The sequence below is a fragment of the Cutibacterium avidum ATCC 25577 genome, assembly GCF_000227295.1.
GTDB classification, from domain to species: Bacteria; Actinomycetota; Actinomycetes; order Propionibacteriales; family Propionibacteriaceae; genus Cutibacterium; species Cutibacterium avidum.
The window spans coordinates 2,430,847-2,448,893 of the sequence record NZ_JH165054.1; the positions used below are offsets into that span (position 1 = coordinate 2,430,847).

General features: G+C 63.2%; 19 protein-coding genes, 1 other RNA gene and 1 riboswitch. Of the genes, 6 read left to right on the top strand and 14 right to left on the bottom strand.

Features of this window, described 5'->3' with window-relative positions; all coding sequences use genetic code 11:
- Nucleotides 1-10 precede the first annotated feature (10 nt).
- The 5 genes from HMPREF9153_RS12485 to HMPREF9153_RS12495 all read right to left on the bottom strand — a co-directional run bounded on the left by HMPREF9153_RS12485 (nt 11) and on the right by HMPREF9153_RS12495 (nt 3,340).
- Nucleotides 11-661 carry an ABC transporter substrate-binding protein gene (locus tag HMPREF9153_RS12485; protein WP_218915093.1) on the bottom strand — a complete coding sequence of 217 codons (651 nt, stop codon included), beginning with the start codon at nt 659-661 and terminating at the stop codon, nt 11-13.
- The gene (locus HMPREF9153_RS10905; RefSeq protein WP_203335089.1) at nt 549-1,682 is read right to left on the bottom strand and encodes an ABC transporter substrate-binding protein; all 1,134 of its coding nucleotides are present in this window, start codon (nt 1,680-1,682) and stop codon (nt 549-551) included. Before HMPREF9153_RS10905 ends, HMPREF9153_RS12485 begins: the two co-directional genes overlap by 113 nt.
- A 93-nt stretch (nt 1,683-1,775) precedes the next feature.
- Nucleotides 1,776-2,762, bottom strand: coding sequence for an ABC transporter permease (locus HMPREF9153_RS10910; RefSeq protein WP_004811905.1), 987 nt, complete (start codon nt 2,760-2,762; stop codon nt 1,776-1,778).
- A complete protein-coding gene (locus tag HMPREF9153_RS12490) occupies nt 2,759-3,133 on the bottom strand; it encodes an ABC transporter permease (RefSeq protein WP_218915094.1) in 375 nt (124 codons plus the stop codon). The genes HMPREF9153_RS10910 and HMPREF9153_RS12490 overlap by 4 nt, the downstream gene beginning before the upstream one ends.
- A 15-nt stretch (nt 3,134-3,148) precedes the next feature.
- Complete coding sequence (locus tag HMPREF9153_RS12495) at nt 3,149-3,340, bottom strand: hypothetical protein (protein ID WP_203335088.1); 192 nt, start codon at nt 3,338-3,340, stop codon at nt 3,149-3,151.
- A gap of 673 nt (nt 3,341-4,013) precedes the next feature.
- Here HMPREF9153_RS12495 and HMPREF9153_RS10925 point away from each other — a divergent pair.
- Nucleotides 4,014-6,287 (top strand): carbon starvation CstA family protein, encoded by a 2,274-nt coding sequence (locus HMPREF9153_RS10925; protein WP_004811908.1) that lies wholly within the window; start codon nt 4,014-4,016, stop codon nt 6,285-6,287.
- On the top strand, nt 6,284-6,499 hold the full coding sequence (locus HMPREF9153_RS10930) for a YbdD/YjiX family protein (protein WP_004811909.1): 216 nt from the start codon (nt 6,284-6,286) through the stop codon (nt 6,497-6,499). Before HMPREF9153_RS10925 ends, HMPREF9153_RS10930 begins: the two co-directional genes overlap by 4 nt.
- Nucleotides 6,500-6,521: 22 nt before the next feature.
- Here the strand turns inward: HMPREF9153_RS10930 and HMPREF9153_RS10935 are convergent, their stop codons facing one another.
- The 7 genes from HMPREF9153_RS10935 to HMPREF9153_RS10960 all read right to left on the bottom strand — a co-directional run bounded on the left by HMPREF9153_RS10935 (nt 6,522) and on the right by HMPREF9153_RS10960 (nt 11,644).
- The gene (locus tag HMPREF9153_RS10935) at nt 6,522-7,154 is read right to left on the bottom strand and encodes a (2Fe-2S) ferredoxin domain-containing protein (protein WP_004811910.1); all 633 of its coding nucleotides are present in this window, start codon (nt 7,152-7,154) and stop codon (nt 6,522-6,524) included.
- Nucleotides 7,151-7,945, bottom strand: a complete 795-nt coding sequence (locus HMPREF9153_RS10940) for an ABC transporter ATP-binding protein (protein ID WP_004811911.1) — start codon at nt 7,943-7,945, stop codon at nt 7,151-7,153. Before HMPREF9153_RS10940 ends, HMPREF9153_RS10935 begins: the two co-directional genes overlap by 4 nt.
- The gene (locus tag HMPREF9153_RS10945; protein WP_004811912.1) at nt 7,942-8,976 is read right to left on the bottom strand and encodes a FecCD family ABC transporter permease; all 1,035 of its coding nucleotides are present in this window, start codon (nt 8,974-8,976) and stop codon (nt 7,942-7,944) included. The genes HMPREF9153_RS10940 and HMPREF9153_RS10945 overlap by 4 nt, the downstream gene beginning before the upstream one ends.
- A complete protein-coding gene (locus HMPREF9153_RS10950; RefSeq protein ID WP_004811913.1) occupies nt 8,973-9,986 on the bottom strand; it encodes an ABC transporter substrate-binding protein in 1,014 nt (337 codons plus the stop codon). Before HMPREF9153_RS10950 ends, HMPREF9153_RS10945 begins: the two co-directional genes overlap by 4 nt.
- A 41-nt stretch (nt 9,987-10,027) precedes the next feature.
- Nucleotides 10,028-10,213, bottom strand: a riboswitch (cobalamin riboswitch).
- 34 nt (nt 10,214-10,247) lie between these two features.
- Nucleotides 10,248-10,448 (bottom strand): hypothetical protein, encoded by a 201-nt coding sequence (locus HMPREF9153_RS10955; RefSeq protein ID WP_004811914.1) that lies wholly within the window; start codon nt 10,446-10,448, stop codon nt 10,248-10,250.
- 16 nt (nt 10,449-10,464) lie between these two features.
- Nucleotides 10,465-10,846, bottom strand: an RNA gene (gene rnpB / locus HMPREF9153_RS11590) — RNase P RNA component class A.
- A 60-nt stretch (nt 10,847-10,906) separates the two neighbouring features.
- Complete coding sequence (locus tag HMPREF9153_RS10960) at nt 10,907-11,644, bottom strand: zinc ribbon domain-containing protein (RefSeq protein WP_004811915.1); 738 nt, start codon at nt 11,642-11,644, stop codon at nt 10,907-10,909.
- A gap of 222 nt (nt 11,645-11,866) precedes the next feature.
- On the opposite strand from HMPREF9153_RS10960, the gene HMPREF9153_RS10965 reads away from it, so the two are divergent.
- The gene (locus tag HMPREF9153_RS10965; RefSeq protein ID WP_004811917.1) at nt 11,867-13,363 is read left to right on the top strand and encodes an aminopeptidase P family protein; all 1,497 of its coding nucleotides are present in this window, start codon (nt 11,867-11,869) and stop codon (nt 13,361-13,363) included.
- Nucleotides 13,364-13,415: 52 nt separating this feature from the next.
- On the opposite strand, the gene HMPREF9153_RS10970 is transcribed toward HMPREF9153_RS10965, so the two are convergent.
- Nucleotides 13,416-14,288 (bottom strand): COX15/CtaA family protein, encoded by an 873-nt coding sequence (locus tag HMPREF9153_RS10970; protein ID WP_004811918.1) that lies wholly within the window; start codon nt 14,286-14,288, stop codon nt 13,416-13,418.
- 109 nt (nt 14,289-14,397) lie between these two features.
- Nucleotides 14,398-14,904 (bottom strand): YflT domain-containing protein, encoded by a 507-nt coding sequence (locus tag HMPREF9153_RS10975; RefSeq protein WP_171048598.1) that lies wholly within the window; start codon nt 14,902-14,904, stop codon nt 14,398-14,400.
- A gap of 107 nt (nt 14,905-15,011) precedes the next feature.
- On the opposite strand from HMPREF9153_RS10975, the gene HMPREF9153_RS10980 reads away from it, so the two are divergent.
- From HMPREF9153_RS10980 to HMPREF9153_RS10990, 3 genes are all read left to right on the top strand, one after another.
- Nucleotides 15,012-16,277 (top strand): magnesium transporter MgtE N-terminal domain-containing protein, encoded by a 1,266-nt coding sequence (locus tag HMPREF9153_RS10980; protein WP_004811920.1) that lies wholly within the window; start codon nt 15,012-15,014, stop codon nt 16,275-16,277.
- Complete coding sequence (locus HMPREF9153_RS10985; protein WP_004811921.1) at nt 16,270-16,794, top strand: DUF1003 domain-containing protein; 525 nt, start codon at nt 16,270-16,272, stop codon at nt 16,792-16,794. Before HMPREF9153_RS10980 ends, HMPREF9153_RS10985 begins: the two co-directional genes overlap by 8 nt.
- A gap of 62 nt (nt 16,795-16,856) precedes the next feature.
- Nucleotides 16,857-18,011 carry an Mrp/NBP35 family ATP-binding protein gene (locus HMPREF9153_RS10990; RefSeq protein ID WP_004811922.1) on the top strand — a complete coding sequence of 385 codons (1,155 nt, stop codon included), beginning with the start codon at nt 16,857-16,859 and terminating at the stop codon, nt 18,009-18,011.
- Nucleotides 18,012-18,047: the final 36 nt, after the last annotated feature.

Sequence of the window (18,047 nt, forward strand, 5' to 3'; positions counted from 1 at the left end):
GGTTGGCCCCTCACTTCTGCACTCCCACGACGAGGTAGTTCGGGTAAGCCGGGAAGGGATTGACGAAGAAACCGCTCACACCTGTTCCGTGCAGGAAGGCATTGCGCCGGAACACCAACGGAACGACGGGAACGTCCTGGGCGATGAGTCGATCAATGTTCGCCCATTTGTCCTTGGCCTCATCCATCGGCAGGGCGGCTGCTTCGGCGAGCATCCGATCCACCTCGGCATTGTGGTAGCGGCCAAGATTGAAGCCGCCTGATCCGATCTCGCTGGAGGCAAAAAGCGGCTGCAAATTGGCATTGGCCGACGGATAGTCGGGATTCCACGAAGCAATGGTCAAGTCGTAGTCGGAACCATCAGACTGGGTAGTTTTCTCAATCCAGGTTTCACTTTCGACGGGATTGATCTTGACGGAAATGTTGACCTTCTGAAGTGCCTGTTGGACGGCTTGAGCGAGCGCCAACGTTCCCTCATCGTTGCTTACCAGCAGTACGAGCTGGCCCACCGCTTTGCCCTTGAGGAGTTCTTGAGCCTTTGCGGTGGATTCAGGGTACAGGTTGTATTCCTGGCGTCCTGAGATGCCAGGAGTGATGTACGTCGTCACTGGGGCTGCACCGATCTCTCCGCCCAGAGCGGTTGTTGCGGCCTTGCGATCCACCGCATAGGCGATGGCCTGGCGCACCTTGACGTCTTTGACGCGCTTCAACGTTGATGGCCAAGTACTGCAGTGGTCCAGCGCTACCGACGGCTAGCCTGGACTTGGCCTGGAGGTTGGACGTCACCTGAGGCAATTGGGCAGGGGGCACCATCTCCGCCCCAAATGCGTTGCGGTCATTGCCAGAGTCAGAGATGAGACGTTGAGCAACCACCGGGCTGTCCTGGCCCAAGGAAAACACGATCGTGTCAGGTAGCGCAGTACGCACCTCGTCAGAGGACGGTGTCCATTTCGGGTTGCGCTTGAGGGTTGCGGCCACACCCTGCTTGTACTCAGCCACACGATAAGGCCCAGATGCGACCGGTTTACGGGTGTAGGTCGTGGGGTTGTCACTGAGGGGAACCGGAGCAAAGGCGGGCATAGAAACGATCCATGGCCAGTCGCCAAATGGAGCTTTTAGATGGAAGACAATCGTCTTGTCGTCTGGCGTCTCAATGGACTTCAAGTGCTTGCCTTTGTATGGGCCGGTATATCCGGAGGTCTCGGCAAGCAGCGTCTTGTGGTATCCGAGTCCGCCGGCCAAGGAGGCTGTGAAGGTGCGTTCGACCCCATGGCGAATTTGCGTAGATGTGATCGACGACCCGTCCTCGGCCACCAAACCGTCTTTGAGGGTGAAGGTCCAGGTCCGGCCACCATCCGAGGCTTTTCCGGTGTCGGTAGCGAGGTCGGGGACGACCTTGGCCTCCTTACCCTTGACGATCTGCCAACTGATGAGACGGCGGTGAACGAGGGCCAACGAGGTGACGGCCATGCCCTGGCTGCGGCCCGGATCCCAGTTGATGTCAGTGTCTGACGCGAGGATCGTCAGCGTCCCGCCCTTGGTAGGCGTGACTGACCCAGCTGTCTGCGCGGAACGCTCATTGGCACCGCATGCGCTCAATGCCGCAACTGCAGTGGTGGCCCCTGCGCCAAGCAGGAAGCCGCGGCGGGACAACGACGAAATGGAGTATGTGCTGGTACCCATGACTTTCATCTTTCTTGTGAGCCGTTTTCAGTGGTGTGTGATGTGACTGTGGTGTGAATATGTGCTGTTGCGCTGCGCGGCGGCGTACCAGCGTCAAACCCGAGGATCGATGGCTGCTACGACGATGTCGGCCAACAGGTTCATTCCGATGATCGCGACTGCGGCCACCAATGTGACGCCCATCACGAGTTGGACATCAGTAGCTCCCACGGCATCCATGAGTAATGCTCCGAGACCCTGAATGGAGAACACTTTCTCGGTGATAACGGCACCGCCCAGAAATCCCCCCAGGTCGAGAGCGAAATAGGTGAGGATCGGCACGGAGATGCTGCGCAGGACGTGGTTTGCCAGGACGCGTCGTTCCGACAGACCCGCAGCACGAGCAGTGCGCACATAATCCTCATCAAGGGTCTCGAGCATTTCACTGCGGACCATCCGCGTATAGACCGCTGCCGAGAGGACGGCGAGCACGGTCCACGGCAGGGCCAGATGCCAGAGCCAGTCGACTGGACTCACAGAGAATGGCACATATCCGGACACCGGAACGATGTCAGCCTTGAATCCCAACAGCAGGATACCGAGCAGACCTACCAGATAGGCCGGTGAGGAAATTCCCAAAACTGTTCCGGTCATGATCGCACGGTCCACGGCACCACCTCGATGAAGGGCCGAAATGATGCCGGTACTCACGCCAATAATCATCCACAACACGGCTGCCCCCAAAGCCACCGACATAGTGACTGGCAGCCGGTTTGCAATGAGTTCAGTGACCGGGGTCGACAAGCGGAACGAGTATCCCAGGCAGGGGGCAGAACAGTGAATGGCATCAGCACCAGACCCATATGTAGCGCCTGCAACAATCTCAGAAAGATAGTTCCAGAATTGCTGGTACCACGGATCATTCAAACCCATGTAAGAACGTGCAAGGGCGAGATTCTCCGGAGTGCATGGCTTACCACAAGCTAATTGGGCTGGATCAGCAGGGAAGAACTCAAAGATGGCAAAGGTGATGAAGGTAATGACCACGAGCACGACGAGCGTCTGCAGCAGGCGAGAGACAAGGAAACGTAGACGGTTCATCGAGACTCACCTAGCCTCGGGTCAATGACGTCACGAAGCCCGTCGCCAAAGAGGTTGAAAGCCAGGGTGACGAGGAATAACGCGCCACCGGGAAACAGCAAGTACCAGGGATCCGTGCTCACCCAGGTTACCGCCGAACCTATGGATCGACCCCACGAAGGCGTTGATGGGGTGACGCCCACTCCCAGGAAAGACAGCGCCGCTTCCGCGCCAATCTTCCCAGGAATGGAGATAGTGGTGAAGACGATAATCGTGGCTACCAGATTGGGCAGCATCTGCCGCACCAAGATGTGCAGATGGCTCGCGCCCATTGCCTGTGACGCACGAATGAAGGTACGCGATCGCAACGACATCGCTTGACTACGCAGCACCCGCGCCGTAGAGGGCTACCCCAACAGACCAATGATGAGGACCATGACGGTCGCTCGTGGAGCGGTGGCCGGAATGACCGCTGAAATCGCGATCATGAACACCAGCTGTGGGAATCCCAGGATGACGTCAGTGCCACGAGACGCCAATCCGTCCCACCAGCCACCGAAGTACCCAGCCGTCACCCCCACGATGATGGCAATGGCCATCGAAAGGATGGTCGCCCCCATGCCAATGAGGAATGAGGTCCGGGTGCCTTCGACGACGATGGCGAAGAGATCGCGACCGGTCTGAGGCTCGACACTCCGCCGGGAACGACCCGTCCGCTATCGGTATCGATGGCAGCCACCGGGGCCGAAGTGGTCTCGTCGCCGATCGAGGAGAGCCTATCGCCCGGCAGAAGATCACCGGCGACAGGGACATCAGGCGCGGCGTCCGTTTCGGACATGCTCACGGATACTCCTTGGTGGTTAGGAAGGGACAGGAACAGACATGCGTGGGTAAGACATGCGTGGGTTGGAGTCGCGTCTCAGCGACAACAACACATTCGCATGCGCATGGGCCCTCTTCTCCAAGGTTTGATGCAGCCCGCACCTGCGAGCCTTAGCAGGACATACCACACTGTGAGATTGGGTCTCAAATGCCACCTTGTCTGAAGGTGCTCGCGGCCATGACACAGCGACGACGCCACCAGCTAGTTGTCGTTTCCAGTCCCGGAGTGACCCCGCGGTAGCAGAAGATGGTGGGCGTAGCCACGCCAACGGATGCGCCGAGCCAAGGGATAGGCGGCACTATCCTCACTCACCATCCCACGGCCTCGTCGCACGGTTTCACCGCATTGTCGCGCCGCGCGATCGGGCTGAATGACAACTGGAGGTCACCATGGGAACCGTCCCACCTCATCAACAATCAGATATTCCCGAAGGTATGCCAGCCGTCAGTCTGTCTGCCGAAGAGCGGTCACGCCAGCAGCAATGGACGCCACTACGCGTGGTCGTCTGGATTCTCATCTCTGCGATTGCCGGCCTCGGTTGGTGGATGCTAGCCGTGCGACGGGGTGAAACCGTCAACGGCATCTGGTTCGTCTTCGCCGCCGTTGGCTCGTACTTCATCGGCTACCGGTTCTACGCCACGTACATCCAGGACAAACTCGTCCATCCCGACGACGACCGGGCCACCCCGGCCGAGTATGACTACAACGGCCGGGATTTCGTGCCCACGGATCGCCGCATCCTCTACGGCCATCACTTCGCCGCCATCGCGGGCGCCGGCCCTCTCGTCGGGCCGGTGCTGTCGGCTCAGATGGGCTACCTGCCGAGCACGATCTGGATCATCGTGGGCGTCATCCTTGCTGGGGCTGTGCAGGACTACCTCGTCCTCGTCATCTCCATGCGACGGGGCGGACGATCCCTCGGTCAGATGGCCAAGGACGAACTGGGACGCTTCGGTGGCATCGCCGCCCTCGTCGCCACCCTGACGATCATGCTCATCATCGTGGCCATCCTGGCCATGGTCGTCGTCAACTCCCTGGCCGCCTCGTCCTGGGGAGTGTGGAGCGTCGGTCTGACGATTCCGATCGCGCTTCTCATGGGCTTCTACCTGCGTTACCTGCGCCCTGGCAAGGTGTTCGAGGTCTCCCTCATCGGCATCGTCCTGCTGGTGCTGGCCATCGCCTCGGGAGCCTGGATCGAGAACACCGCCATCTCCAGCGCACTCCATCTGAGCAAGCCGTTTCTGGCCTGGGCCATCATCCTTTACGGATTCATCGCCGCAGTGCTTCCCGTCTGGATGCTGCTGGCTCCCCGTGACTACCTGTCAACCTTCATGAAGGTTGGCGTCATCGCGATGCTGGCCGTCTCGATCGTCATCGTCCGTCCGGTCATCACCGTCCCGGCCATGACGGTCTACGCACACACCGGTACCGGTCCGGTCTTCTCCGGAAAGTTGTTCCCCTTCCTCTTCGTGACGATCGCATGTGGCGCCTTGTCGGGATTCCACGCGACGATCTCCTCGGGCACCACCCCGAAGCTCATCGAGAAGGAGTCCCAGGCCCGCCTCATCGGTTACGGCGGCATGCTCATGGAGTCCTTCGTCGCGATCATGGCTCTGGTGGCGGCCCTGTCAGTGGACCGTGGCATCTACTTCGCCATGAACTCCCCCGCCGGGGCGACGGGCAACACCGTCCAGAGCGCAGTGGCCTACGTCAACTCACTCGGTTTGTCCGGTGTGCACACCGATGCCAACGCCCTGACGACGACGGCCAAACTTGTCGGCGAGACGTCGATCATCAGCCGTACCGGTGGCGCACCAACCCTCGCCGTGGGCCTCGCGACGATCATGCATCAGCTCTTCGGTGGTCAGGCCATGATGAGCTTCTGGTACCACTTCGCGATCATGTTCGAGGCACTGTTCATCCTCACCTCGGTCGACGCGGGTACTCGCGTCGCCCGGTTCATGCTCTCGGACGCCCTGGGCAACTTCTGGCCCCGCCTCACGGACCACTCCTGGAAGGTCGGATCCTGGCTCACCACCGCGATCATGGTTGCCGGTTGGGGATCGATTCTGCTCATGGGTGTCAATGACCCGCTGGGCGGCATCAACACCCTCTTCCCGTTGTTCGGCATCGCGAACCAGTTGTTGGCAGCCGTCGCCCTGTCGATCTGCCTGGTGGTCTTCGCCCGAGCCGGTCACAAGTGGCGGTTGCTCATCATCTTCGTGCCGATGCTCTTCACCGCCGTCATCACGGTGTACGGCTCCTGGCTGAAGATCTTCTCCCCCGACCCGAAGATCGGTTACTGGGCCAACCACATGACGTACAAGCGGGCCATCTCCGCTGGCAAGACCTCGCTGGGTCAGGCCAAGGACATTGACGAGATGCACACCGTCGTCGGCAACACCGCCATCCAGGGGACGATGTCGATCATCTTCGTCGTCTGTGCCCTCATCGTCATGATCGCGGCCTGCATCCGCACCGTTCAGGCACTGCGAGGCCACAACATCATCAACACCGAGGATCCGGCCAAGCCGTCGCACCTCTTCGCCCCCAGTGGCCTCATCGCCAGCAAGGCCGAGAAGGACCTTCAGGCCGAGTGGGACGAGTTCTACGAGACTCATCCCGAGCTTGACCTGGAGCACGTTCACCAGGAACGCGCGTGAGCGCCGCACCACGGCATCTGCCCACCGATCCACTGTGGCGACGATGGTGGTCGTCACTGCGGTGGTGGGTGCGCGGCGTCACCGGAGCTGACGCCTACGACAACTACCTCGAGTGGTGTCGACGCATGGGTCATGAGCCGATGCCGGAGAAGGCATTCTGGCGCGACCAGTGCGACCGTCAGGACCGCAATCCCCAGGCACGATGCTGCTGACCCCTATCACCGGGTCTTCCCGTCAGTGACGGGAAGACCCGGTCAGTTCTGACACGATGCGGTCAAGGTTGTCCTCGGTCAACTGAATGCATCTGCCGTCCGGCCAGACCACGATGAGTGGGGCGTGGTTGCACGGATACATGCACCCCGTCACCGTGACGAGAACCTCTGTGTCCAAGGCGTGTGACTGCGCCAGCTTCTCCTGCAGGCGTGCATGCAGGTCGGCGGCGCCGGCTGCGCTGCAGCGAGGTCCTCGGCAGGTGAGCAGATGGTGTCGGAAGGAGGGGAATTCCTGCCAGGCAGGGTTGTGCAACGGCGCTTCGGCCCCGGTCACGATTCGCCACTCGCCGGTGAACTCCTGGTCAGGACGTACAACCCCGACATGCACGACGACGGTGGGTCCGTTCTCATGAACACGGACCCACTGGCCGGCGACGCGACGAAGCCAGGACAGCGGCACCGGTCCGTCATCGCAACTCCATCCGACGAGCTCGACCCGGTCGTCGTCAGCGGCGTCGAGGACATCTACGAGCGCCGGTCCAGGACCCTGCAGACATGCGTTCCGGTCGGCATCCACGTGACGGGCCACCGCTTCTGCGCTGACCGTGTCAGAGGAATCCTCCCAGCGCAGCGAGACCGCGATGCGCGTCGTCATGGCTGCAATCCCCGCCAGGTGAATCCACGTCTGAAATCTGACCAAACCTCGCCGTCGACCCCGAAATGCTCTCGGACGAGGTCAGGAGTCAGTACCTCGGCGGCCGATCCTGCTGCGACCATCCGGCCCGAGTCCAGCACGACGAGGTCATCCGCGTAAGCGGCGGCCAGGTCAAGATCATGGATGACGGTCACCGTTGTCAGACCAAGCCCACGCACTCTCTCCAACAGGTCAATCTGGTGACGCAGGTCGAGATGATTCGTGGGTTCGTCCAGGAGCAGGATCTCAGGATCCTGGGCGAGAGCTCGGGCCAACTGAACACGCTGCCTCTCCCCTCCCGAGAGGGACGACCATGCCCGGTCAGCAAGATCAGCAACTCCGGTTGACGCCATCGCGTTCTCGACGACATCTCCGTCACGCCCTCTTCGGCGACTGAGATTGCCGATCCCCCAGCCTCCCAGATGGGGAATGCGTCCGAGCTGGACGACGTCACGCACCGTCAGTTCCACGTGAGCCGAAGGACTCTGCTCGAGAAGGGCCATCACCCGGGAGCGCTCCTTGGCCCCGATCCCGGAGAGATCACGCTCCCCCAACCACACCCGCCCCGCGCTTGGCTTCCGCAACCCGGCCAGCAGGTGCAACAGGGTCGTCTTCCCGGATCCGTTCAGCCCGATGACCATCGTCATGACCTCTGGCCGAATCTCCACGTCGACCCCGGACAGGATCATCGTCCCGTCGACCGTCCAACCAAGATCCTCAGCTCGCAACGTTGCTGCTGTCCCGGCACTCATGATCGAGACGCCTGTCGACGCAGCAGGACGACCAGCACCGGGGCTCCGACGGCCGCAGTGATAACCCCGACGGGAATCTCGGTGTCAGGGCGCAGGCATCTCGCTGCGGTGTCGGACCACACCATGAGCAGGGCTCCGACGAGGGCCGACACCGGTAGCAGCCGGGCGTGTCGTGGCCCGGTCCAGAACCTCACGATGTGTGGGACCGTCAGCCCGACGAATCCGATGGGACCGACGAAGGCCACGCTGAGAGCGGTCAGCAGGGCGGTGCCAACCATGATCATCCAGCGCACGGTGTTGACCGGTACTCCCAGGGACATCGCGCTGACGTCACCGAAGGCGAAGGCGTCAAGGGTGTGGCACAATGCCATCCCGGCGATGAGGGCCGGAACGGTGGCGACGGCCAGGGTGATCGTCGATCCCCATCTCACACCGGTGAACGACCCGAGGGTCCACGACAGGGCTGATCGAGCGGCGTTCGACTCACCACACACCATGATCATCATGGACACCGCCGCGCCGCACAACTGTCCGACGGCCACCCCGGCCAGGATGGTCCGGCTGGCGGGTAACTCCCCGGACTTGCCAGTGGCCATGGCCAGCACCATGGTCAGGGCCCCGACCGCCCCACCGAAGGAGGCCAGTGTCATGAGGACGGACTGCCCCAGAGTGCTGGAGATTCCGATGATGAGGACGAAGACCGCACCCACCGAGGCTCCACTGGAGATGCCGAGCAGATAGGGATCGGCCAGGTCATTACCGGTCAGGGTCTGCAGTACCGCGCCGCACATCGCCAGCAAAGCGCCGACGGCCATCGATCCGATGACGCGCGGAGCCCGCAGCTGCCACACGATCTGATCATCGAGAACGGTGACGTCGGCGCCCTCGATGAGGCGGAATCGTCGGGCCACCACCCTCGCGACGTCATGGACAGGAACGTGTACCGCCCCGGTCCCGAGCACCACGAGGACACTGCCGACCAAGGCCATGGCGAGGATGCCGGTGATCAGCCAACTACGCTGACGACTCACTTGCCGGTGATCTTCGCCAGACCGTCATTGAGGGTCTTCGCACCGTCCACGAGTTCGGCACCAGGGGTGCTCTGGGAGAACGGCACGGTGACGAATTTGTTCTCCTTGACGGCCTTCATCTGGCTGAGGACGGGGTCCTTCCTCATGTAGTCGATCTTCGACGTCGCCGTGGACCAACTGGCATCGGCGACCACGATGACGTCAGGGTTGGATGCGACGATCTTCTCCCAGGAGCCGTCTGCCCAACCGCCGTCGAGATGGGCGAAGAGGTTCTTGGCACCGACAGCGTCCATGAGGAGCTGGGGTCCGCCATGTCCGGCGCCGATGAACGGGGTCTTGTCTCCCGAGTCGAACCAGACGATCGACGTCCCGGTGCCGTGCTTGTTCCCGGTGACCTCCTTGAGGGCATCGCGCTGCTCGGAAATGGCCTTGTCAGCCGCATCCTTGACGCCGATGAGAGTCCCCACCTCGGTCATTTCCTTCCAGACATTTTCCCAGGTGGTTTCGGCCGAGGGCGTGCCCTTGGGGCAGCCGAAGGGGCTGATGTAGGTGGCAATTCCCTGTTTCTTCAGCTCATCACGCGTGCCGACGGCCTTGTCCGTGAAAGCGCTGGAATACGAGGACAGCGCCAGATCAGGCTTGGCGGCCAGGAAGGTCTCCTTGGACGGGTACTCCTTGGAGAGCACCTTGACCGAGTCATAGGCCTTCTTCCACTTCGCCGGGATCCTACTGTCAAGGTAGGCGGTGCCGACGAGCTTGGACTCACCGCCGATGGCCAGCACGTCCTCAGTGGCTCCCTGATTGAGGGTCACTGCCCTCGTGGCTGGTTTGTCGAGGGTGACCTGCTGTCCGCAGTTGGTGATGGTGATCGGACCAGAAGCCGACGCTGAGACCGAGGGGGACGACGATGAGGCGGAGTCCTTGGGGGCACCGGCACAGCCGGCGAGCAGGACGGCGGGAACCACCGATGCCACGAGGACACGGCGAAGGGATGACGGGGTGACGGGCATGAGGAAGCCAGCTTTCTGTGTTCGGCGTGCGCGACCGGGTACCGACAGGACGGCGTCAGGTGGTCTTCGGGCTCGACCTCGTCTCCGTTCCCGGCTCCTTCCCAGTGCTCATGGCACCAGTGGCGTTCGCCGGGGCAGATCAGTCATACCGCTGCGCGTCAGCTCCGGCTTCTCACCGGATTCCAGCGCTGGTGGGGTCACCAGCAACCTGACGTGAGCATGTTAGCATCCCCTTCGTATGCTTTCCTCCAAGGGGTTACCTCACTTGAACAGGTCACCGAAACGCATCGTCGTCTTCCGGTAAACCTTGTTGTAGGCGGCTCGACGTGGATCTCGCAGCCAGCCCATTCCCTTACGGCCGTAACCGGGGATGAGGGTGCGCTTGACGGTCCTCGTGACTCGACCACGCGTCCTGGCCGAGATGGTTCTGGACAGGCTGGGAGTACGAATTCCGAACTTCATGGACCTGATGATAGGAGGGACGAGCCATCCTGTAAGCCGGGTTCTGTGGCCCCTCAGGGCCGGTGATCATCCATCTGTGAACGCCATTGCTGGCATCCTCCAGCCTTTCGGCTGCGCAGCCTACCCGGACGCTCAGGCGAGCAGCCCTCGAACACGTCCGCGACCTCACGGTCTTCTTGGCCTTGCTCCAAGTGGGGTTTGCCGTGCCGTCACCGTCACCGATGACGCGGTGGGCCCTTACCCCGCCGTTTCACCCTCACCGGCCCGAAAACCGGCAGTTTGTTTTCTGTGGCACTGTCCCGCGGGTCACCCCGGGTGGGCGTTACCCACCACCCTGCTCTGTGGAGCCCGGACTTTCCTCGACAGCTCAAGACTGCCGCGATCACCCGGATGGCTCGTCCGACCGTCGATTCTACGGTCATTGCCGCATCGTCGCCACACGGGCAACGGCGCAATTCTCAGAGGGACTCCTCGGTGCGCACCAAAATCCGGTCGCACTCCTCGCAACGCACGACATCGTCCTCGGCGGCTGCGGCATAGGTGCGCAGGTCGGCCGGATTCGCAGCAATGCCACATCCCTCACACACCCCGTGGACGAGCTTGGCACATCCCATCCCGGTACGCTCGCGCAGCATCTCGTAGAGCTTGAGGAGATCAGCCGGGACACCACCCGCCTGGGTCTCGCGAGACCGGCACAACTCGACCAGCTCGTCGTCGATCCCCTTGAGACCGGCATCGCGAGACGCGAGGACGGTGCGGATGTGCCCATCCAGCTCGATACGACGACGATCCGCGTCGGAGTGAGCGGCTTCGGCGTCCTCGACGGCCTGCATGGCGTCGAGCTCGGCGTCCTCCAGCAGGCTGATGCGTCGCCCGAGATGCTCGATCTCCTCGGTCAGCCCCTTCAAGGCCTTGTGGTCGGTGACGGAACCGGAATCGACGGTCTTCTGATTGCGATCCATGCGGGCACGGGCCGGCTCGAGGTCACCCTCGATGCGCTCCTGTTCCATCTTGGCGTCCGACAGCGCGGTCGACTTGGCGACGACCTCCTCGGCAAGGGCCCTGCGCTGGACCGCGAGGTCCTTGAGCTCGGCCAGCTCGGGCAGGGTCTGACGACGGTGCTGGGCCCGGGCGATCAGACGGTCAGTCCGTGCAAGATCGAGAAGCTTCCACTGATCCTGTGCCGCGGCTTTCACGCTGACCTCCTGCGTTCCTGGCCCCGTTGAGCAGGCCCTGTTGACATGTGGGGTTCAGCCTACCTCCCGTCGGTAGGGTGATGCGCGTAGACGGCATCCTGCCTGATCGAACACACCGACATCGATCTCGTTCCCCTTCAAGGACATCACTGACGAGTACGCCCATGTCATCGACACCTACACTGGAAGTCACCCCATCAACCAACGGAGGTCCCGACACATATGACCGAGACGAGGTCGTCAGATCTGAACGAACAGATGAAGCAGGCCGAGGAGCAGAAGGTCCCCAAGCGTCAGACCCCGTTCTCCAAGGCCTTCGTCGAGTTCATCCCCACGGACTGGGCCCCCTACCCCGACGAGCTTCCTGAGCCGCTCGGCTCCGTGCCCTCGGCGACTGCCCACCGTGACGCCCTGGCCGCCCGCTTCGACGGGGACCGACTCGTCATTCCGGCTGGGCATCTCATGCGCCGCAACAACGACTGCGACTACCCCTTCCGTCCCAATACCGCCTTCGCCTACTACTCGGGCCTGGGCACCGACCGGGAACCCAATGCGGTGCTCGTCGTCGACACCACCGCCGAGACCCGCGACGTGCTGTACTTCAAGCCGCGTGCCCCGCGCACGGACCGAGAGTTCTACGCCGACCCGACCTACGGCGAGATGTGGGTCGGCAAGCGTGAGTCCTTGGAGGAGATGTCAGCCATGACAGGGCTCACCTGCCGCGACATCTCTCAGCTCAACAGCGCCTTGGCAGCCGGCGACGTGACGGTTCGTGTCATCCGTGACGCCGACGAGAATGTCACCGCGACCGTCGACTCCCTGCGCCCCGAGGGCTCCGAGGAGGCCGACGAGGAGCTCTACGAGTTTTCCTCAGCCGCGCGTTTCTGCAAGGACGACTGGGAGGTCGAGCAGCTGCGCGACGCCTGCCTCAAGTCCAAGGTCGGCTTCGAGTCCATGATCGCCGAGATCCCGGAGGCCGTGCGCAAGGGACGCGGTGAGCGCTGGATGGAGGGCACCTTCGGACGGGTCGCCCGTCACCTCGGCAATGAGGTCGGCTACGGCTCGATCTGTGCCGCCGGTGACCACGCCAACACCCTGCACTGGGTGCGCAACGACGGGGACCTGCGTCCCGGAGAGCTCATCCTCATCGATGCCGGTGTCGAGGTCGATTCCCTCTACACCGCCGACATCACGCGTACCCTGCCGATCTCGGGCACGTTCTCCCCGGCCCAGCGTCGGGTCTACCAAGCCGTCCTAGAGGCCCAGGACGCCGCCGCTGCCGTCGCCAAGGTCGGACACGACCACGCAGAGATCCACCAGGCGGCCATCCGCGTCATCTGCGAGTACCTGCACGAGTGGGGCATCCTGCCAGTCAGCGTCGAGGAATGCCTCTCCCCGGAGGGCGGCCAGCACCGTCGTTGGATGGTCCACGGCACCTCCCATCACCTCGGCATGGACGTCCACGACTGCAACCAGGCACGTCGTCAGGACTACTCCGGACCGCTCAAGAAGGGCATGTGCGTCTCCGACGAGCCGGGCATCTACTTCAAGGAGACGGACCTCTTGGTCCCCGAGGAGTTCCGTGGCATCGGTGTCCGCATCGAGGACGACCTGTGCATCACTGACGGTGAACCCGAGTGGCTGTCCAAGGACTGCCCACGTCAGATCGACGAGGTCGAGGCCTGGATGGCCGACATCTGGGGACGCACCTCCCACTGATCATCAGCACCCGCTGATCACAAGCACTGCCGATGCGCAGCGCCCGGGGGTTTCAGCCCCTGGCGCTGCGCATCGTCGCCGTCATGGTGAGGCACAGGATGAGGACGGCCGGGACGGCGTGCAGGGTTCCCAGGCCGTGGTTCGACCCATTGACGGCGATGAGGATCCCAGCGACGATCTCGATGACGATGAGCACGGCGCACAGGATGTCCCAACCATTGCGACGCCCCCAGCGAGCCAGCAGGAAGACGATGGCCAGGATCATCCCGATGCCCGCAATGGCCTGCTGAGCCACCCAGCCGGCCAACGGTCCATCGCCGGCACCGCGCACGAACATGGCCCAGCCCATGCAACGGGTGAGCGACCCGGGGCCAGCAACCTGGATGGCGAAGAAGTGACCGACGACGAGGAAGACCACGGCACCGACGCCGAGCTTGGTACGCCCATTCCAGATCCACGGGGAGCGCGGCCTACGGGAGACGAAGAAGGCCCGCCACATCGCACCCATCGAGATGATGGCGGCCAGCAGGTCGAAGGACGCCTCGACGGCGTTGATCCCCCACTTGATCGTCATCATGCCGAAGATCCCGGAAGTCAGTGCGCCCAGCAGGGCGACGATCGGCAGGGCAACGAGCAACCTGTCGGCCCGCCGATACACGATTCCGACAATGACGCTCGCGACCGCGAAGATGCCGACCGAGGCCGAGATGACGCGGTGGATGAACTCCACCCATGGCTGGGTCGCATCCATCGGAGTCAGGCGTCCGACATAACAGCCGGGCCAGTTCGGGCAGGAGGCCGACGCATCGGTGGCACACACCGTTGATCCCAGGGCCAGAGTGACAGTGATGACGACGGCGGTGATCCCGAAGAGGATCGTCACCCCTTTCGGCACGGCGTTTCTGGTGGCGACGGTGTTGGTCATGAAAATCCTCGCTGGTGGTGATTGCCGTCAGTCATGGACCTGGGCTCGAATGGCCACGATCCTGCCACCACCACCGCCCGGACTTGTCGGCGGGTCTACCCGGAGAGGATCAGCCCTGGAAAGCCTTGGCCCTCATGAAGGGCATCTCGGCAACCATCTCACGGGCCTTGGCAGCCACCTTGTGCTCAGCCAGCACCTCGTAATGGGTGGCGACAACCTGCTGGACAGAGTTGAAGTCGCGCTCCCCACCCGACATCGCATACGTGATGGCAGCCGTGATCATGCCGATGATGACGCCCACGAGCAGACCTGTCAGCAACACCACGAAAATGGCCTCGCCGGTGGTGAAGAACATCATCATGAGGCCGACCAGCAGACCCATGCCGAGTCCGGAGACGGCCCCCTGGCCGAGCACCGAGCCCCAGGTACGACGACCAGTGACTCTCTCCATCGTCTTGAGGTCAGTTCCGACGATGCACAGGTTCTCGACCGGGAACTCCTTGTCGGACAGCTCGTCGACAATCTTCTGGGCCGTCTCGTAATCGTCGACCACAACGACCGACTGCGGGTACTCAAGATTGATCATGGCATCTGCCCTGCCCGGCATCACACTCATCGTCACGGCTACCTCCTTGGTCTGGACCACAGTGTACGGACAGCCACCGACAGTCCTCCGTCATCGGTCACGGCATCGTTACTGGCCCTCCGGGTAGATTGTGCGAGGTGAACAGGTCCCAGTCGGTATTCATCTCCCGGATTCGTGGCCTTCCCGTCATGGATGCCAACGGCGATCAGGTCGGCAAGGTCAGGGACGTCGTCGTCCAGATGCGTACCCCCGGCCGCGCCCCACTCGTGCGCGGCCTCGTCGTCGAGCTCTTCGCACGTCGGCGGATATTCGTGCCCATGGTCCGGGTGCACGCCATCGACGCGGTGCAGATCATGATCTCGGGAACCGTCAACACCCAGGTGTTCTCCCGCCGCGTCTCCGAGACCCTCGTCGTCGAGGACCTCTTCGACCGTACCTTCACCCGCGATGGCAAGCAGGTGTGGGTGATGGACGTCTCGATGGCCCCGGTGCGCAGCCGCGAGTGGGAGATCAACGAGGTGGCCCTGGCCGAGTCCGGACGGGGCCGATTCATCCGCAAGACCCCCAGCAACCCGACCATCGTCGACTGGCGCGAAGTACCCTCCCTGGTGCTGGCCTCCCGGCAGTCCACCGAGCGCACCATCGCCGAGATGCACGAGATGAAACCGGCCGACATGGCCCGCGAGTTGCATGACATGAATCCCCATCGTCGCGCCGAGGTGGCCATGGCCCTTGACGACGACCAACTCGCCAACGCCATCGAGGAGCTGCCGGAGGGCGAGCAGGTCTCCCTCATCACCGTCCTCGATCCTGACCGCGCCGCCGACATCCTCGAGGAGATGGACCCCGACGACGCCGCGGACCTCATCAAGGAGTTGCCGGACACCACCGCCCATCAGTTGCTGGCCCGCATGGAGCCTGACGACGCCGCGGACGTCCGATCCCTGATGGCCTATGCCGAGTTCACTGCCGGTGCCATGATGACCCCGGAGCCCGTCATCGTCGCCCCCGATGCCACCGTCGCCGACGCGCTGGCCCTGGTCCGCAACGAGGACATCACCCCTGCCGAGGCCTCCATGGTCTTCGTGTGTCGTCCTCCCACCGAGACCCCGACCGGTCGATACCTGGGAGCGGTGCACGTCCAGCGTCTGCTGCGCGAACCGCCCTCGACGATGGTCTCGGCCATCATCGACACTGATCTCGAGCCCATGCGCACGGACGCCCCGGTGGGTGCGGTGAGCCGCTATTTCGCCACCTACAACCTCGTCGCGGTCCCGGTCGTCAATGAGGCGAACCAGCTCGTCGGGGCGGTGGCCGTTGACGACCTACTCGACCACCTGCTGCCCGCCGACTGGCGGGGCGACCAGATGGACGGCGAACTTCTGGAGGTGAACCATGGCTGACGGCGATCAGAGGATCCACGACGCCGATCGTCTCGACATCCCGGGACCGCGCAAGGCCAGACGCCCCAAGGTGCAGCTGGACTCCGAGAAGTTCGGCCAGTTCGCCGAGGCCACCGCCAGGTTCATGGGAACCGCGAAATTCCTCGCGTACATGACGGTCGTCGTTCTCGCCTGGATCATCTGGAACCTCGTCGCGATCTACAAGCTGCGCTTCGACCCGTACCCGTTCATCCTGCTCAACCTGTTCTTCTCCACCCAGGCCTCCTACTCGGCTCCCCTCATCCTGCTGGCCCAGAACCGTCAGGAAGACCGTGACCGGGTGTCGATGGCCGAGGACCGCCGAGTGGCTGCCCAGTCCCGTGCTGACATGGAGTTCCTGGCCAGGGAGGTCGCCTCCATCCGGATGCAGATGGGTGAACTGGCGACCCGTGACTACCTGCGCTCCGAGCTGCGGGACGAATTGCGCTCCCTTCTGGAGGAGATTGAGGCCTCTCCGGCGCCCTCCGGATCGCGCTGATCGGAGTCGGTTCGCGATCGGCGAGTTGTCCGAGGGGCCCAACGGTGTGTAGACAAGTCAGCATGAGCACCGATAACCCGTTGGTCGAGGCCGTTGCCGAAGCTCTCACGCACGTCAATGACCCCGAGATCAAACGCCCCATCACCGATCTCAACATGGTTGATGAGATCACCGTTGATGACCAGGGACGCGCCTTCGTCCGCGTCCTGCTGACCGTGTCCGGATGCCCCCTCAAGACTGAGTTGCGCGAGCAGGTGACCGAGGCCGTCCGCGGTGTCGATGGGGTCACCAGCGTTTCCGTCGAACTCGGCACCATGACTGACGAGCAGCGTGATGCCCTCAAGGTGCAGCTGCGCGGGGGCGTCCCCGAACGCGTCATCCCCTTCGCCCAGCCCGGAAACACCACCAAGGTCATCGCGGTGTCCTCCGGCAAGGGTGGCGTCGGCAAGTCCTCGGTGACCGTCAACCTGGCTCTGGCCCTGGCTCAGTTGGGTCGCGAGGTCGGCCTGCTGGACGCTGACATCTACGGCCACTCGGTGCCTGACATGCTCGGCCTGGGTGACGCCCACCCCATTCCCCTCGATGACATGCTGTTGCCGGTCCCTGGTCTGGGCATCAAGTCGATCAGCATCGGCATGATGAAGCCCAACAAGTCCGACGTCATCGCCTGGCGCGGCCCGATCCTCGACCGTGCTCTCACCCAACTGCTGGCTGACGTCCACTGGGGCGACCTCGACTACCTCCTCATCGACCTTCCGCCCGGCACCGGCGACATCGCCATGAGCCTGGGCCAGAAGCTGCCCAACGCCGAGGTCCTCGTCGTCACCACCCCGCAGCAGGCTGCCTCCGAGGTCGCCGAGCGTGCCGGAACGATGGCCGGGATCATGCAGCAGCGTGTCATGGGCGTCGTCGAGAACATGTCGTGGCTGGAGGTCACCGCCCCGAAGTCGGGCGAGACCTTCCGCGTCGACCTCTTCGGCACTGGCGGTGGTCAGAAGGCCGCCGATGCCCTGTCAGAGCGCCTGGGCACCGAGATCCCGCTGCTGGGCCAGATCCCGCTGGACGCCGATCTGCGCAGCGGCGGCGACGAGGGGGACCCCATCGTCCTCGCCCACCCGGAGTCCCCGGCTGCCAAGGCCATCCACGCACTGGCGAGCACCATCGACTCCCGCCCGCGCGGACTGGCCGGGATGAACCTGGGAGTCTCCCCGGTCTGATCAACCATTACGAAGCACTGGTCCCCGGTCAGTACT